Origin of the sequence: Klebsiella aerogenes KCTC 2190 (assembly GCF_000215745.1) — a bacterium.
Classification (GTDB): Bacteria; Pseudomonadota; Gammaproteobacteria; order Enterobacterales; family Enterobacteriaceae; genus Klebsiella; species Klebsiella aerogenes.
Window position 1 is genome coordinate 2,774,340 of sequence record NC_015663.1, and the last position, 16,816, is coordinate 2,791,155.

Annotated in this window: 14 protein-coding genes and 1 other annotated feature; of the genes, 10 read left to right on the forward strand and 4 right to left on the reverse strand. The window is 57.0% G+C overall.

Features of this window, described 5'->3' with window-relative positions:
* Positions 1-41: 41 nt before the first annotated feature.
* Positions 42-3,386 (forward strand): mechanosensitive channel MscK, encoded by a 3,345-nt coding sequence (gene mscK, locus EAE_RS13180; RefSeq protein WP_015704612.1) that lies wholly within the window; start codon positions 42-44, stop codon positions 3,384-3,386.
* Positions 3,387-3,423: 37 nt separating this feature from the next.
* Here the strand turns inward: mscK and rsmS are convergent, their stop codons facing one another.
* Together rsmS and priC are read right to left on the reverse strand one after the other, a co-directional pair.
* Entirely contained in the window at positions 3,424-3,597 is a 174-nt protein-coding gene (rsmS, locus tag EAE_RS13185; RefSeq protein ID WP_015704613.1) for a pleiotropic regulatory protein RsmS, read from the reverse strand.
* 12 nt (positions 3,598-3,609) lie between these two features.
* Positions 3,610-4,137 carry a primosomal replication protein N'' gene (gene priC / locus EAE_RS13190; protein ID WP_015704614.1) on the reverse strand — a complete coding sequence of 176 codons (528 nt, stop codon included), beginning with the start codon at positions 4,135-4,137 and terminating at the stop codon, positions 3,610-3,612.
* 69 nt (positions 4,138-4,206) lie between these two features.
* Between priC and EAE_RS13195 the strand changes: the two genes are divergently transcribed.
* The 9 genes from EAE_RS13195 to EAE_RS13235 all read left to right on the forward strand — a co-directional run bounded on the left by EAE_RS13195 (position 4,207) and on the right by EAE_RS13235 (position 13,596).
* On the forward strand, positions 4,207-4,584 hold the full coding sequence (locus EAE_RS13195) for a DUF454 family protein (RefSeq protein WP_015704615.1): 378 nt from the start codon (positions 4,207-4,209) through the stop codon (positions 4,582-4,584).
* Positions 4,585-4,734: 150 nt separating this feature from the next.
* A complete protein-coding gene (gene apt / locus EAE_RS13200) occupies positions 4,735-5,286 on the forward strand; it encodes an adenine phosphoribosyltransferase (protein WP_015367908.1) in 552 nt (183 codons plus the stop codon).
* A 92-nt stretch (positions 5,287-5,378) separates the two neighbouring features.
* Positions 5,379-7,286, forward strand: coding sequence for a DNA polymerase III subunit gamma/tau (dnaX, locus tag EAE_RS13205; protein WP_015704616.1), 1,908 nt, complete (start codon positions 5,379-5,381; stop codon positions 7,284-7,286).
* Positions 6,619-6,683 (forward strand) — a sequence feature (DnaX frameshifting element). It overlaps the preceding gene by 65 nt.
* Before the next feature lie 56 nt (positions 7,287-7,342).
* Positions 7,343-7,675: a YbaB/EbfC family nucleoid-associated protein gene (locus EAE_RS13210; RefSeq protein WP_008805448.1), complete on the forward strand. Its 333-nt coding sequence runs from the start codon at positions 7,343-7,345 to the stop codon at positions 7,673-7,675.
* Complete coding sequence (gene recR, locus EAE_RS13215) at positions 7,675-8,280, forward strand: recombination mediator RecR (protein WP_015367906.1); 606 nt, start codon at positions 7,675-7,677, stop codon at positions 8,278-8,280. The genes EAE_RS13210 and recR overlap by 1 nt, the downstream gene beginning before the upstream one ends.
* A 114-nt stretch (positions 8,281-8,394) precedes the next feature.
* Positions 8,395-10,269 carry a molecular chaperone HtpG gene (gene htpG / locus EAE_RS13220; RefSeq protein ID WP_015704617.1) on the forward strand — a complete coding sequence of 625 codons (1,875 nt, stop codon included), beginning with the start codon at positions 8,395-8,397 and terminating at the stop codon, positions 10,267-10,269.
* A 223-nt stretch (positions 10,270-10,492) separates the two neighbouring features.
* Positions 10,493-11,137 carry an adenylate kinase gene (adk, locus tag EAE_RS13225; protein ID WP_015367904.1) on the forward strand — a complete coding sequence of 215 codons (645 nt, stop codon included), beginning with the start codon at positions 10,493-10,495 and terminating at the stop codon, positions 11,135-11,137.
* A 128-nt stretch (positions 11,138-11,265) separates the two neighbouring features.
* The gene (hemH, locus tag EAE_RS13230; RefSeq protein ID WP_015367903.1) at positions 11,266-12,228 is read left to right on the forward strand and encodes a ferrochelatase; all 963 of its coding nucleotides are present in this window, start codon (positions 11,266-11,268) and stop codon (positions 12,226-12,228) included.
* Between the two features lie 63 nt (positions 12,229-12,291).
* Positions 12,292-13,596 (forward strand): inosine/guanosine kinase, encoded by a 1,305-nt coding sequence (locus EAE_RS13235; protein ID WP_015367902.1) that lies wholly within the window; start codon positions 12,292-12,294, stop codon positions 13,594-13,596.
* Positions 13,597-13,636: 40 nt separating this feature from the next.
* Here the strand turns inward: EAE_RS13235 and ybaL are convergent, their stop codons facing one another.
* Positions 13,637-15,313: a YbaL family putative K(+) efflux transporter gene (gene ybaL / locus EAE_RS13240; RefSeq protein ID WP_015367901.1), complete on the reverse strand. Its 1,677-nt coding sequence runs from the start codon at positions 15,311-15,313 to the stop codon at positions 13,637-13,639.
* Between the two features lie 235 nt (positions 15,314-15,548).
* Positions 15,549-16,769 carry an MFS transporter gene (locus tag EAE_RS13245; protein WP_015367899.1) on the reverse strand — a complete coding sequence of 407 codons (1,221 nt, stop codon included), beginning with the start codon at positions 16,767-16,769 and terminating at the stop codon, positions 15,549-15,551.
* Between the last annotated feature and the right edge of the window lie 47 nt (positions 16,770-16,816).

Genomic DNA, 16,816 nt, shown 5'->3' on the forward strand with positions numbered 1-16,816 from the left:
CCCGGTATTCTCCGGCATTTGCAACCATTCATGTTAATACTATGCAGCATACAAATCGTTGGCCTCATGCTATTTCCACCATTGTCTTTGCACTGGTCCTTATAGTTGGCACTCTGAGCTTCAGCCAGGTTCAGGCTGCAGATTTACCTGACCGTTCTGACATTCAAAGCCAGCTCACTACGCTAAATAAGCAAAAAGAACTCACGCCGCAGGAAAAATTAGTTCAGCAGGACCTGACGCAGACTTTAGAAACGCTCGATAAGATTGAGCGTATAAAGTCTGAAACTGTGCAACTGCGTCAGCAGGTTGAACAGGCGCCGGCGAAAATGCGTCAGGCGGTAGACAGCCTGAATGCGCTGAGCGATGTTCCTGATGATGAGGTCACCCGTAAAACCCTGAGCACGTTATCGTTGCGACAGCTTGAATCCAGGGTGTCTCAGGCGCTCGACGATCTGCAAAGCGCGCAGAACGATCTGGCGACCTACAACAGCCAATTGGTCTCGCTGCAGACGCAGCCGGAGCGCGTGCAGAACGCGATGTACTCCGCCTCCCAGCAGCTACAGCAAATTCGTAACCGTCTCAACGGCACCGCGCCGGGCGAAGAGACGCTGCGCCCGACTCAGCAGGGGTTGCTGCTGGCGCAGCAGGCCTTGCTGAATGCGGAGATCGAACAGCAGCGTAAGAGCCTGGAAGGCAATACTGTGCTGCAGGATACGCTGCAGAAACAGCGCGATTACGTGACCGCCCACAGCAACCGGCTGGAACATCAGCTGCAACTGTTACAGGAAGCGGTGAACAGCAAGCGGCTGACCCTCACCGAGAAAACCGCTCAGGAAGCGGTCTCGCCGGAGGAGACCTCGCGGATCCAAAATAACCCGTTGGTCAAGCAGGAGCTTGAAGTTAACCATCAGCTTAGCGAAAAGCTGATTCAGGCGACGGAAAACGGCAACCAGCTGGTGCAGCGCAATATCAGAGTGAAAAACTGGCTCGACCGCGCGCTGCAATCCGAACGCGATATCAAAGAGCAGATTTCGGTATTGAAAGGCAGCCTGCTGCTGTCGCGTATCCTCTATCAGCAGCAGCAAACATTGCCATCAGCGGATGAGCTGCAGGATATGACTAACCGCATTGCCGATCTGCGCCTGGAGCAGTTTGAAGTTAACCAGCAGCGCGATGCGTTATTCCAGAGCGATGCCTTTGTGGCAAAGCTGGAAGAGGGCCATAGCAGCGAAGTCACGCCGGAAGTTCACGACGCCCTGTTGGAAGTCGTGGACATGCGCCGAGAATTGCTCGACCAGTTTAACAAACAGCTGGGGAACCAGCTGATGATGGCCATCAACCTGCAGATTAACCAGCAGCAGTTGATGAGCGTCTCCAGCAATCTGAAATCGATCCTGACCCAGCAGATTTTCTGGGTGAACAGCAATAAGCCGATGGATTGGGAGTGGATCAAATCCTTCCCGGAAGCGCTGAAAGCCCAGTTCAAATCGATGAAAATCACCGTCAACTGGGAGAAAGCCTGGCCGGCGGTATTTATCGCGTTCCTCGCCGGGCTGCCGCTGCTGTTGATTGCCGGGCTGATCCGCTGGCGCTTGCAGTGGCTGCGTGATTACCAGGCTAAGCTGGCCTCCCAGGTAGGCCAGTTACGCAATGATACTCAGCTAAACACGCCAAAAGCGATCCTGATAGATTTAATCAGAGCGCTGCCGGTGGTGCTGCTCATCCTCGCCGCCGGGCTTATCCTGCTGACGATGCAGCTGAATGTCAGCAACCTGCTATGGGCCTACAGTAAAAAACTAGCGATGTTCTGGCTGGTGTTCGGCCTGTGCTGGAAGGTGCTGGAAAAAGACGGCGTGGCGGTGAAGCATTTCAATATGCCCGCACAGCTCACCAGCCACTGGCGGCGGCAGATCGTCCGCGTCAGCCTGGCGCTGCTGCCGCTGAATTTCTGGTCGGTTGTTTCTGAGCTCTCTCCGCTTAATTTGATGGACGACGTGCTGGGGCAGTTTGTTATCTTCGTCAACCTGCTGCTCATTGCGGTGCTGGTGTGGCCGATGTGCCGCGAAAGCTGGCGTGACAAAGAGTCGCACAGCCTGCGCCTGCTGACGGTGACCGTGCTGTCGATTGTGCCCGTCGCGCTGATGGTCCTCACGGCGACCGGTTACTTCTATACCACGCTGCGTCTGGCTGGCCGCTGGATTGAGACCGTCTATCTGGTGATGATGTGGAATCTGCTATACCAGACCGTTCTCCGCGGCCTGAGTGTGGCGGCGCGACGTATTGCCTGGCGCCGGGCGCTGGCGCGTCGCCAGCATCTGGTGAAAGAAGGGGCGGAAGGCGCCGAACCGCAGGAAGAGCCGACGATCGCGCTTGAACAGGTTAACCAACAAACGCTGCGCATCACCATGCTGGTGATGGTGGCGTTGTTCGCGGTGCTGTTCTGGGCGATTTGGTCCGATCTGATAACCGTGTTCGCCTATCTCGACAGCATTACGCTCTGGCACTACAACGGCACCGAAGCCGGCGCCAGCGTGGTGAAAAGCGTGACGATGGGCAGCCTGCTGTTTGCGATTGTCGCCTCGATGGTCGCCTGGGCGCTGATCCGCAACTTGCCGGGCCTGCTGGAAGTGCTGGTGTTGTCGCGTCTTAATATGCGTCAGGGCGCTTCCTATGCCATCACGACGATCCTCAACTACGCGATTATCGCCATCGGCGCGATGACGGTCTTCGGCTCCTTAGGCGTGTCGTGGGATAAACTGCAGTGGCTGGCCGCGGCGCTGTCGGTTGGTTTAGGTTTCGGCTTACAGGAGATTTTCGGTAACTTCGTCTCCGGCCTGATCATTCTCTTCGAACGCCCGGTGCGGATCGGCGATACGGTCACTATCGGTACCTTCTCAGGCACCGTCAGTAAGATCCGTATCCGCGCGACGACCATTACCGATTTCGATCGCAAGGAGGTGATTATTCCAAACAAGGCCTTCGTGACTGAACGGCTGATCAACTGGTCGCTCTCCGATACCATCACCCGCGTGGTGATCCGCCTGGGCGTAGCCTACGGATCCGATCTCGATAAAGTGAAAGAGGTGCTGCTGCAGGCGGCGCATGAACATCCGAAAGTGATGCAGGAACCAGCGCCGTCGGTCTTCTTTACCACCTTCGGCGCCAGCACGCTGGATCATGAACTGCGCCTCTATGTGCGTGAACTGCGCGATCGCAGCTACGCGGTGGACGAACTTAACCGCTCGATCGATCGCCTGTGCCGCGAAAACAATATCGATATTGCCTTCAACCAGCTGGAAGTTCATCTGCGTAACGAGAAGGGAGATGAAGTGACGGAAGTGAAGCGCGATAATAAAGGGGATGATACGGCGCCAGGCGTCGCATAATCGCTAATCGGGGCGGCATATGCCGCCCCGAATCGTTTTATTCTTCTGACAGGGGCGCGTCAGGTTGGGCGTTTTTCAGTTTGTTTTCATAGTCACGCTTAATAATATCCAACGCTCCCAGCACCGTTTTTGCGCTGACCCGGTTTTCCTCCAACAACATGATTAAATCGACGGCCAGTTTGACCTCGTCCGGTGCATTTTCCAGCGACATAGTCCTCTCCTGTTAGCGCGTTAAACGCGCCAGTACGTTTTCAATATTTTCCAGCGCATCGCGACAGCGGGCCAGGCGCCCGGCATAGGCCTCGACCTCTTTCGTTAGCCGTTGCTGTTCGGCAAGGGTAGTTGCCGACGCCAGCTGACGTTGGCGATCGTTGCGCATTGCCAGCAGGCGGCGCTCATACTCCTGGTGCTGCAGGCGGCGGCGTTGCCAGCGGTTTAGCGTCGGCGAGGCGCTATCCCAGCGGCGTAACGACCAGGTCGCCGTCTCACGGCTAATGGCGGCAATCTGCGCCACCAGCCGCTCGGCGAGCCAGGCGACCTGGGGCAGATGCTGATGCTCAACGGCATGCTGGAGCTCGGCGAGATTATGCTGTGCTTCGTCGAGATACGCCTGCATCTGGGTGTCGCGGGTACGGAACAGCTGGCGGTCGAAACGCGGGCTCAACGTAGCGTGGCTGGACAGTGGCGCCACCTGAAGCGCCAGTTCAGCCAACTGATTTTTCAGCGTTTGTAAAAGCCGGGTTGTTTTCAAATAACTCCTCCATTCCCTACTCAGCAACTGTGCTACAGTAGCGACATCTGCTTGATAACGATTCGCATTATGCCACGTATTATTTTAATCATCATTGGCTGGCTGGCGGTAGTGCTGGGGACGCTGGGCGTCTTCTTACCGCTGTTACCGACAACGCCATTTATCCTGCTCGCCGCATGGTGTTTTGCCCGCTCGTCGCCGCGCTTTCACCACTGGCTGCTGTATCGCTCGTGGTTTGGCGGCTATCTTCGCCACTGGCAGCAGTACCGGGCGATGCCGCCGGGGGCCAAGCCGCGAGCCATTATCATGATTTTACTGACCTTTGCCATTTCTCTGTGGCTGGTTAAGCTTATGTGGGTGCGCATCCTGCTGCTGGCGATCCTCGCCTGCCTGCTGATATTTATGTGGCGCATTCCGGTGGTTGACGCAAAGCAACAAAAGCACTGATGCGCAATAATGCCTGTTGCAATTGTTGGCGACAGCCAGTAAATTCTGGCGTTTTCGAGCGCGGGTAAGCCTGGTCAAAGGTTAAACAAATGTTTCTTTGGCCCATTTTGCACGCCCGTGGGTAACACCGTTTCAATCAGGCATAAACTTATGACCGCAACTGCACAGCAGCTTGAATATCTGAAGAACAGCATCCAAAGCGTCCAGGATTATCCGAAACCGGGCATCCTTTTCCGCGATGTCACCAGCTTGCTGGAAGACCCTAAAGCCTATGCGCTTAGCATTGAACTGCTGACCGAGCGTTATAAAGACGCCGGCATCACCAAAGTGGTGGGGACCGAAGCGCGTGGTTTTCTGTTCGGCGCCCCGGTTGCGTTGGCGCTGGGCGTTGGCTTTGTTCCGGTTCGTAAGCCGCGCAAGTTGCCGCGCGAAACCATCGCCGAAAGCTATGAGCTTGAATATGGCACCGATCAGCTGGAAATCCACGTTGATGCCATTAAAGAAGGCGATAAAGTGCTGGTCGTTGACGACCTGCTGGCGACCGGCGGCACCATTGACGCCACCGTGAAGCTGATTCGTCGCCTGGGCGGCGAAGTTCACGATGCCGCTTTTATTATCAATCTGTTCGATCTGGGCGGTGAACAGCGCCTGGAAAAACTGGGCATCAATTGCTTTAGCCTGGTGCCTTTCCCGGGCCACTAAGCAAATCCCGACACATAGCCTCGCCGATCCGGCGGGGCTGTGATAGCATTACCCCCTCGTGAATTCACCTTCCAGCGTTTCAGAGCCAGCCCATGAGTTATCAGGTCTTAGCCCGTAAATGGCGCCCACAAACCTTTGCTGACGTCGTCGGCCAGGAACATGTGCTGACCGCACTGGCGAACGGCTTATCGTTAGGGCGCATCCATCACGCATATCTCTTTTCCGGCACCCGCGGAGTAGGGAAAACCTCCATCGCCCGTCTGTTGGCTAAGGGGTTAAACTGCGAAAGCGGTATTACCGCGACGCCGTGCGGCGTCTGCGATAACTGTCGCGAAATAGAACAAGGCCGCTTTGTCGATCTGATTGAGATCGATGCCGCCTCACGCACCAAAGTGGAAGATACCCGCGATCTGCTGGACAACGTCCAGTACGCGCCGGCCCGCGGCCGCTTCAAGGTCTACCTGATCGATGAAGTGCATATGCTGTCGCGTCACAGCTTCAACGCGTTATTGAAAACGCTGGAGGAGCCGCCCGCGCACGTCAAATTCCTGCTGGCGACCACCGATCCGCAAAAGCTGCCGGTGACGATTTTGTCCCGCTGCCTGCAGTTCCACCTCAAGGCGCTGGATGTCGAACAGATCCGCCATCAGCTTGAACACATCCTTGGCGAAGAGCAGATCGCGTTTGAGCCGCGCGCGCTGCAACTGCTGTCGCGCGCCGCGGATGGCAGCTTGCGCGATGCGTTAAGCCTGACCGATCAGGCAATCGCCAGCGGCGATGGCCGCTTAACCGCGCAGTCCGTCAGCGAAATGCTCGGCACCCTCGACGACGATCAGGCGCTATCCTTGATAGAAGCGCTGGTGGCCGCCGACGGCGAGCGCGTGATGGCGGGCGTCAGCGACGCCGCCTCGCGCGGCGTTGAATGGGAAGCGCTGCTGGTGGAAATGCAAAGTCTGCTGCACCGTATCGCGATGGTTCAGCTCTCGCCATCGGCGCTGGGGGCGGATATGGCCGCCGTCGAGCTACGTATGCGCGAGCTGGCGCGTACCGTGTCGCCGGCCGACGTGCAGCTTTACTATCAGACGCTGCTGATTGGCCGCAAAGAACTGCCTTATGCGCCAGACCGGCGTATGGGGGTTGAAATGACGCTGCTGCGCGCGCTGGCTTTCCATCCGCGTCAGCCGCTGCCGGAGCCGGAAGCGAAGCCCATGCAGACCGCTGCGCCTGCGCCGCAGCAGCAAACAGCGCCGCCGGTCGCATCGGCTCCGCCGCCGCAGAATCTGCCGCAAAGCACCAGCCAGGTGCTGGCGGCGCGCAGTCGGCTGCAGCGAACCCCGGGAGCAACCACCCCAAAAAAGAGTGAACCGGCAGCCGCATCCCGCGCGCGGCCGGTGAATAACGCTGCGCTGGAACGACTGAGTTCGATTACCGAGCGCGTACAGGCTCGTCCGGCTGCGGCCGCGCTTGAGCAGGCCCCGGCGAAGAAAGAAGCCTATCGCTGGAAATCGACGGCCCCGATTGAAGAGACCCAGGTCGAGGTCGCCACGCCGAAAGCGCTGAAAAAAGCGCTGGAGCATGAAAAAACGCCGGAGCTGGCGGCGAAACTAGCCGTGGAAGCGGTTGAGCGCGATAGCTGGGCGGCGGAAGTGAGCCAGTTGGCGGTACCGAAACTGGTTGAACAGGTGGCGCTGAACGCGTGGAAAGAGCAGGACGGCAATCGCATATGTCTGCATTTACGCCCGAGTCAGCGGCATCTCAACTCCGCCGGCGCACAGCAGAAACTTGCTGAAGCACTGGGCGTGTTGTACGGTGCGCCGGTTGAATTGACCATCGTTGAAGATGATAATTCGGCGATGCGCACGCCGCTGGAGTGGCGACAGGCAATTTATGAAGAGAAGCTCGCGCAGGCGCGCGACGCGATTATTGCGGATAACAACATCCAGACCCTGCGACGATTCTTCGACGCCGATCTGGATGAAGAGAGTATCCGCCCCATTTGAGCGGCAGTCTGACTGGCGTTCAGTACCTTAACGATGACTTACTGAGAGAGAAGCCTATGTTTGGTGGAAAAGGCGGCCTGGGTAACCTGATGAAACAGGCCCAGCAGATGCAAGACAAAATGCAGAAAATGCAGGAAGAGATCGCGCAGCTGGAAGTGACCGGTGAGTCCGGCGCGGGTCTGGTAAAAGTAACCATCAACGGCGCGCATAACTGCCGCCGCGTGGAAATCGACCCAAGCCTGCTGGAAGACGACAAAGAGATGCTGGAAGATCTGGTGGCTGCCGCATTCAATGACGCAGCGCGCCGTATTGAAGAGACCCAGAAAGAGAAAATGGCCTCCGTTTCTGCCGGCATGCAGCTGCCGCCAGGCTTCAAGATGCCGTTCTGATGCAAACCAGCCCGCTGTTAACTCAGCTTATGGAAGCGCTGCGCTGTCTGCCGGGCGTTGGCCCGAAGTCGGCGCAGCGCATGGCGTTTACGCTGCTGCAGCGCGATCGCAGCGGCGGTATGCGTCTGGCGCAGGCGCTAACGCGCGCGATGTCGGAAATCGGCCACTGCGCCGATTGCCGCACCTTCACCGAGCAGGAGGTGTGCAATATTTGCAGCAACCCGCGTCGCCAGGAAAACGGTCAGATCTGCGTGGTGGAGAGTCCAGCGGACATTTACGCCATTGAGCAGACCGGGCAGTATTCCGGCCGCTACTTCGTGCTGATGGGCCACCTGTCGCCGCTTGACGGTATCGGGCCGGATGACATCGGGCTTGACCGCCTCGAGCAGCGCCTCGAAGCCGAGTCAATCAGCGAGTTGATCCTCGCAACCAACCCAACGGTTGAAGGCGAGGCGACGGCCAACTACATCGCTGAGCTCTGCGCGCAGTATGGCGTTGACGCCAGCCGCATCGCCCACGGCGTACCGGTTGGCGGCGAGCTGGAAATGGTCGACGGCACCACGTTGTCGCACTCACTGGCCGGGCGCCACAAGATTATTTTCTGAACAAATGGAGGCGGCGTTCGCTGCCTCCGCTTGAAATTTCCCGCACCTATCCCCATCTCCTCCCCAACACGTTATTTCCATTAATAATAAATGGCATTGTTGAGGTCGACTTACATGAAAGGACAAGAAACCCGTGGTTTCCAGTCAGAAGTGAAACAGCTTCTGCACCTGATGATCCATTCTCTTTATTCCAACAAAGAAATCTTCCTGCGCGAGCTCATCTCCAACGCCTCGGATGCGGCGGATAAGCTGCGTTTCCGCGCGTTGTCCCAGCCGGATCTGTATGAAGGCGACGGCGAGCTGCGCGTACGCGTATCGTTTGATAAAGACAACCGCACGCTGACCATCGCTGATAATGGCATCGGGATGAACCGCGACGAGGTCATTGACCATCTCGGCACCATCGCCAAATCCGGCACCAAAGCGTTCCTCGAATCTATGGGTTCCGATCAGGCGAAAGATAGCCAGCTGATCGGCCAGTTCGGCGTCGGCTTCTATTCAGCCTTTATCGTTGCCGACAAAGTCACCGTGCGCACCCGCGCCGCGGGCGACAAGCCGGAAAACGGCGTGTTTTGGGAGTCCGCTGGCGAAGGCGAATATACTGTCGCCGATATCACTAAGGCCGATCGCGGAACCGAAATCACGTTGCATCTGCGTGAAGGCGAAGACGACTTCCTCAACGACTGGCGCGTGCGTTCGATCATCAGTAAATATTCTGACCATATCGCGCTGCCGGTTGAGATTGAAAAACGCGAAGAAGTGGACGGCGAAACCGTTATTTCGTGGGAAAAAATCAACAAGGCGCAGGCGCTGTGGACCCGCAGCAAATCTGAAGTCAGCGACGACGAATACAAAGAGTTCTATAAGCATATTGCCCATGATTTCAGCGATCCGCTGACCTGGAGCCACAACCGCGTCGAAGGTAAGCAGGAGTATACCAGCCTGCTGTATATTCCGTCGCAGGCGCCGTGGGATATGTGGAACCGCGATCATAAACACGGCCTGAAGCTGTATGTGCAGCGCGTCTTCATCATGGATGACGCCGAGCAGTTTATGCCGAACTACCTGCGTTTCGTGCGCGGCCTGATAGATTCCAACGATCTGCCGCTGAACGTGTCGCGTGAAATCCTGCAGGATAGCAACGTCACCCGTAATCTGCGCACCGCGCTGACCAAACGCGTGCTGCAGATGCTGGAAAAGCTGGCGAAAGACGACGCCGAAAAATATCAGACCTTCTGGAAACAGTTTGGCCTGGTGCTGAAAGAAGGCCCGGCGGAAGATGCTTCCAACCAGCAAGCGATTGCTAAACTGCTGCGCTTCGCCACGACGCATACCGATTCTTCCGCGCAGACCGTGTCGCTGGAAGAGTACGTTTCGCGCATGAAAGAAGGGCAGGAGAAGATTTATTACATCACCGCCGACAGCTATGCGGCGGCGAAGAGCAGCCCGCACCTCGAGCTGCTGCGTAAAAAAGGTATCGAAGTTCTGCTGCTGTCCGATCGCATTGACGAGTGGATGATGAGCTACCTGACCGAGTTCGACGGCAAGGCGTTCCAGTCGGTTGCCAAAGCCGACGAGTCGCTGGAGAAGCTGGCGGACGAAGTTGACGAATCCACCAAAGAAGCCGAAAAAGCGCTGGAGCCGTTCGTTGAGCGTGTTAAGGGCCTGCTGGGTGAGCGCGTGAAAGAGGTGCGTCTGACGCATCGTCTGACCGACACTCCGGCGATTGTCACCACTGATGCCGACGAAATGAGCACCCAGATGGCGAAGCTGTTCGCCGCTGCCGGTCAGGCGGCGCCGGAAGTGAAATACATCTTCGAGCTGAACCCGGCGCATCCGCTGGTGAAACGCGCCGCCGATACCCAGAACGACGCGCAGTTTGGCGAGTGGGTCGAACTGCTGCTGGATCAGGCGCTGCTGGCGGAACGCGGTACGCTGGAGGATCCTAACCAGTTCATCCGCCGTATGAATCAGCTGCTGGCATCCTGACGCGAACCTGAATGAGTAGCCCGGCCGAGCGACGCGACGCCGGGAACGGAATAAATGCCCCGTCTGAGTGATTTGCTCATACGGGGCATTTCACATTAGATTGCATAAAATATCTGACCATTAACCGTTTCAGCCGCACCGCCTTCCTTGAGCCATGGCCGTTCTGGTGGTATGGTTTAGCGTTTTTTGAAAAATTGAAACGACATTTGAGGGGATTTTCGTAATGCGTATTATTCTGCTTGGCGCTCCGGGCGCGGGTAAAGGAACTCAGGCTCAGTTCATCATGGAGAAATACGGTATTCCGCAAATCTCCACCGGCGATATGCTGCGCGCCGCGGTAAAATCCGGCTCCGAGCTCGGTAAACAAGCGAAAGACATTATGGACGCCGGCAAACTGGTGACCGATGAGCTGGTCATCGCGCTGGTGAAAGAGCGTATCGCCCAGGAAGATTGCCGTAACGGTTTCCTGCTGGACGGCTTCCCGCGCACTATCCCGCAGGCTGACGCCATGAAAGAAGCCGGCATCGCCGTTGACTACGTTCTGGAGTTCGCGGTACCGGACGAGCTGATCGTCGATCGTATCGTGGGCCGCCGCGTACACGCCGCTTCCGGCCGCGTCTATCACATCAAATTCAACCCGCCTAAGGTTGAAGGTAAAGACGACGTGACCGGCGAAGAGCTGACCACCCGTAAAGACGATCAGGAAGAAACCGTGCGTAAGCGCCTGGTGGAATACCATCAGATGACTGCGCCGCTGATCGGCTACTATCAGAAAGAAGCGCAGGCGGGTAACACCCAGTACGCGAAAGTCGACGGCACCAAAGCGGTGGCTGACGTGCGCGCCGATCTGGAAAAAATCCTCGGCTAATTAAGCCCTTTCTCATCCTGCTGCGGCAGGATGAGAACACCTCTCATTTCTACCTTTTGCTATGATTGGTTCCGTTTAACGCCATTTACGCTACAATTGTCAGCGATTCAAATGGTTAAGAGGCGGTAATGCATCAGACGAAAACAGGTATTTTGCTAGCCAATTTAGGTACTCCCGATGCGCCCACGCCCGATGCGGTAAAGCGCTATCTGCGACAATTTCTTAGCGACAAACGGGTAGTGGATACGCCTCGTCTGCTGTGGTGGCCGCTACTGCGCGGCATCATACTGCCGATTCGCGCTCCCCGCGTGGCGAAGCTCTATCAGTCTGTGTGGATGGCGGAAGGCTCGCCGTTGATGGTGTATAGCCGGCAACAGCAACAGGCGCTGGCAGCCAGGCTACCCGATGTTCCAGTAGCGCTGGGGATGAGCTATGGCTCGCCGTCGCTGGCAAGCGCGGTCGATGAGCTATTGGCCCAGGACGTTGACCATATCGTGGTATTGCCGCTGTATCCGCAATATTCGTGTTCTACCGTGGCGGCGGTATGGGATGAACTGGCGCGGATCCTCGCGAAAAAGCGCGCCATTCCGGGCGTTTCGTTTATCCGCGACTATGCCGACGACGCTGACTATATCCACGCGCTGGCGGCCAGCGTACGCGCTTCGTTCGCCGTTCACGGCGAACCGGATGTGCTGCTGCTCTCCTATCACGGTATTCCGCAACGCTACGCCCATGAGGGCGATGATTACCCGCAGCGCTGCCGGGTAACGACTCGCGAGCTGGTTTCAGTGCTCGGGCTGCCGCCGGAGCGGGTGATGATGACCTTCCAGTCGCGCTTTGGTCGCGAACCCTGGTTGACGCCATATACCGACGAAACGCTAAAAATGCTTGGCGAGAAGGGCACACAGCACGTACAGGTTATCTGTCCGGGCTTCTCCGCCGACTGTCTGGAAACGCTGGAAGAAATCGCGGTGCAGAACCGGGAGATTTTCCTTGAGGCCGGCGGTAAGCAATATGAGTATATTCCGGCGCTTAATGCCGATCCTGCACATATTGAGATGATGGTGAACCTGACCGCGTCGTATCGCTGATCGCGCGCGTGGCGGGGAATATGCTACTATTCCCCGCTTGTTCCCTGTCATTAAATCGCCACTATGAAATTTCCCGGTAAACGCAAATCTAAACACTATTTCCCCGTTAGCGCTCGCGATCCGCTGCTGCAACAAATTCAGCCAGAAAATGAGTCCAACGTCTCCTGGGTGGTTGGCATCGACCAGACGCTGGTGGATATCGAAGCGAAAGTGGATGAGGCGTTTATCGTACGCTACGGCCTGAGCGCCGGTCATTCGCTGGTGATTGAAGATGATGTCGCCGAAGCGCTGTATCAGGAACTGGTACGCGACGGCCTGATCACCCATCAATTTGCCGGCGGCACCATTGGCAATACCATGCACAATTATTCGGTGCTGGCGGACGACCGCTCGGTGCTGCTCGGCGTGATGTGCAGCAACATCGAGATCGGCGGCTACGCTTATCGCTACTTGTGCAATACCTCCAGCCGTACTGATCTGAACTACCTGCAGGGCGTTGATGGCGCCATTGGCCGCTGTTTTACGCTGATTAGCGATAGCGGCGAACGTACCTTTGCCATCAGTCCTGGTCACATGAACAAGCTGCGTCCGGAAAGCATTCCGGAAGAGGTGATTGCCGGCGCTTCCGCGCTGGTGCTGACCTCCTACCTCGTGCGCTGTAAGCCGGGCGAGCCGATGCCGGACGCGACGATGAAAGCCATTGAGTATGCCAAAAAGCATGATGTGCCGGTGGTGCTGACGTTGGGAACGAAATACGTGATTGCTGACAACCCGCAATGGTGGCAGCAGTTCCTCAAGGAACACGTTTCGATTCTGGCGATGAATGAAGAAGAAGCGGAAGCGCTGACCGGTATCGCCGATCCGCTCACCGCGGCGGATAAAGCGCTGGACTGGGTCGACCTGGTGCTATGTACCGCAGGACCGGCGGGTCTCTATATGGCGAGCTTCACCGAAGAGGAAGCGAAGCGTAAAACGCAGCATCCGCTCCTGCCGGGGGCGATTGCCGAGTTCAACCAGTATGAATTCAGCCGCGCGATGCGCCATCAGGATTGCGTTAATCCGCTGCGTATCTATTCGCACATCGCGCCTTATATGGGCGGCCCGGAGAAGATCATGAACACCAACGGCGCAGGCGACGGCGCGCTGGCGGCGTTGTTGCATGATATCACCGCCAATAACTACCATCGTAATAACGTGCCGAATTCCAGCAAACATAAATGCAAATGGCTGACCTACTCATCGCTGGCGCAGGTGTGCAAATACGCCAACCGCGTCAGCTATCAGGTGCTGAATCAGCATTCGCCGCGTTTAACCCGCGGCCTGCCGGAGCGGGAAGATAGTCTGGAAGAGGCCTACTGGGACCGTTAATCCCGTGGATAAGCGTACGCCCCGCGAGCGGGGCGTCGGATCAACCGGTAACAATCTCGCCAGCCGGCGGCGTTTCCAGCAGACGTAACATCGCCCGCGCGATTTCGCGTTCCCCCATCACCACCTGATTGGCTCCGCGTTCGGTAATATAATCGACCTCATCGTCGTAATGGGCGCGGGCGATAATCTCAATGTTCGGGCATTTTTCCCGCGCTGAGGCGACAATTTCACCGGCTTCATAGCCGTTAGGGATGGTCAGCAGCAGCCAGCGGGCGCAGTCGAGATGCGCCAGATTCATGATCTCTTCGTTGGCGGCATTGCCCAACACGGCGCTGATGCCGCGCTCACGCAGCTCATCCACGCGGGTGCGGGAGGTTTCAATCACCACCAGCGGGATCCCCTGGGCCATCAGTTTCTCGCCAAGCAGGCTGCCGACGCGGCCAAAGCCGACCAGCAGCGCATGGTTGCAGATATCCACCGGCACCTGTTTTTCGTCTTCCAGCACCTCTTCCAGCGTCTGCTCGTCAAGGGTTTCGGTTTTATCGAGATATTTTTCCAGCAGGGTAAACAGCACCGGGTTAAGCATAATCGAAATTATCGCCCCAGCCAGCACCAGGTTCTGCCCGGCCTGCGGCAGCAGATCCAGCGCCATGCCGAGACCGGCAAGAATAAAAGCGAACTCCCCGATTTGCGCCAGGCTGGCGGCGATGGTCAGGGCGGTACGCGGCGAGTGACCGAACATACGTACCAGGAAGAAAGCGGCGGCGGATTTACCAAAGATGATAATCGCCAGCGTCGCCAGCACCGCCAGCGGCTGTTCGACCAGGATCATCGGGTCAAATAGCATCCCGACGGAGACAAAGAACAGCACCGCGAAGGCGTCGCGCAGCGGCAGCGTATCGTGAGCGGCGCGGTGGCTGAGTTCGGATTCGTTAAGCACCATCCCGGCGAAGAATGCGCCGAGGGCGAAGGAGACGTCGAACAGCTCAACGGCGCCGAAGGCGATGCCGAGCGCCAGCGCCAGTACCGACAGGGTAAATAGTTCGCGTGAGCCGGTTGCCGCGCTGCGCGACATGATCCACGGCACCAGACGGCGGCCCACCAGCATCATAATGGCGATAAAGGCGACGACTTTACCGATGGTAATGCCCATGTCGAGCGCCAGCGACGCCAGCCCAACATCGCCTTTTTCGACCATTCCGGCGATAGCGGGCAGCAGCACCAGCGTTAGTACCATCACTAAATCTTCAACGATCAGCCAGCCGATGGCGATTTGCCCACGCTGGCTATCAATAAGCTGCCGTTCCTCCAGCGCGCGCAGCAGCACCACGGTACTGGCGGTGGAAAGACACAGGCCAAAAACGATGCCGGTCATCAGCGACCAGCCGAGCAGGGAAGAGAGCGCCATCCCGAGCAGCGTCGCCACGGCTATCTGGGCGATGGCTCCGGGAATGGCTATCGACTTTACCGCCATGAGATCTTTCAGCGAAAAGTGCAGCCCGACGCCAAACATCAGCAAGATGACGCCAAGTTCGGCCAGTTCAGGCGCAAGCTTGGTATCCGCAACAAAACCAGGAGTAAATGGACCGGCCAGCACGCCCGCTAATAAATATCCTACCAGTGGTGAAATACGTAGCTTATTGGCAATCATGCCGAGGATAAAGGCGAGCACAAGGCCGCCGACAATGGTGGTGATTAGCGGTGTTGCGTGATGCATTCCGTCTCCTTGCGTGTGGTGAGCCGATCCATTTTCGCTACTTAAAGCAAAAAACCGATTAATAGTTTATGACACTTTTGCTCGTTTTGTTTATGAATAATTATTGAAATTTGCGAAAAATTGGAATTACGGCAGCAAAAAGCACAGACAGGAAAATGGCGACAGGTCATGGCGGCGTAATGCTGATGGGATAAGGGGTTGTGGCGGCCAAACTTTCACTTTGGCCGCCAGATACTCAGGCTTTTTGATGGTTATTAGGCAGGAATATCGTCAGAATGCCGAGAAGCGGCAGGAAAGCACAGATTTTATAAACCAGATCGATGCTGGTATGGTCGGCTAACAACCCCAACACCGCGGCGCCAAGGCCGCCCATGCCAAACGCGAAGCCGAAGAACAGGCCGGAAACCATACCGATTCTCCCCGGCAACAGCTCCTGGGCATAGACCAGGATAGCGGAAAAGGCTGATGCGAGGATAAAACCAATTATCACCGTCAGGATCCCGGTCCATTCCAGCGATGCGTACGGTAAAATAAGGGTAAATGGCGCCACGCCGAGGATAGAGCCCCAAATTACATATTTACGACCTATCTTATCGCCAACAGGCCCGCCAATCACCGTTCCTGCAGCCACTGCAAACAGGAAGGCGAACAAGTGAAGTTGGGCGTTTTGCACCGATAATCCGAATTTGTGTATCAGATAAAAGGTGTAATAGCTGCTAATGCTCGCCATGTAGAAGTATTTGGAGAAAATCAGCATTAACAGAATGCTGACGGCCAGGATGACCTTGTTACGCGGCAGCGGATTAACGATAACCGGCTTCGGTTTGCCTTTATTCATTCTGTGTTGCGCGGCATACCAGCGGCTGATTTGCGACAGCACGACGATCGCCAGCAGCGCGGCCAGCACGAACCAGGCGACGTTGCCTTTGCCGTAGGGGGCGATGATTACCGCCGCCAGCAGCGGCCCCAGCGAGCTGCCGAAGTTGCCGCCAACCTGGAACAGTGATTGCGCCAGGCCGTGACGGCCGCCGGAAGCCATCCGCGCCACGCGTGAGGACTCCGGATGGAAGACCGAAGAGCCAGTACCGACCAGCGCGGCGGCCAGCAGCACCATGCCGAAGCTGCCGGCCAGCGCTAACAGAATTAAGCCGCAGAGGGTGAAACACATCCCCACCGGTAATGACCACGGCATCGAGCGTTTATCGGTGATGTAACCAATCACCGGCTGGAATAGCGATGACGTCAGTTGGAAGGTGAGGGTGATCATGCCGATCTGCACGAAAGTTAACGAGAATTCCGCCTGCAGCAGCGGATAAATCGCCAGGATGAGCGACTGGATCATATCGTTTAGCAGATGGGAGAGGCTAATTGCTCCCAGAATGCCAAATGAGGTGCGCGCTTTTTGCGGCGGCGCGCCGGTACCGGGTAAGGACTGAGCGGATTGGTTGGTTGTCATAGGTTCACTTCAGCGAGTTCTATTTGTTGTAGAGAATGCAGGTTGAA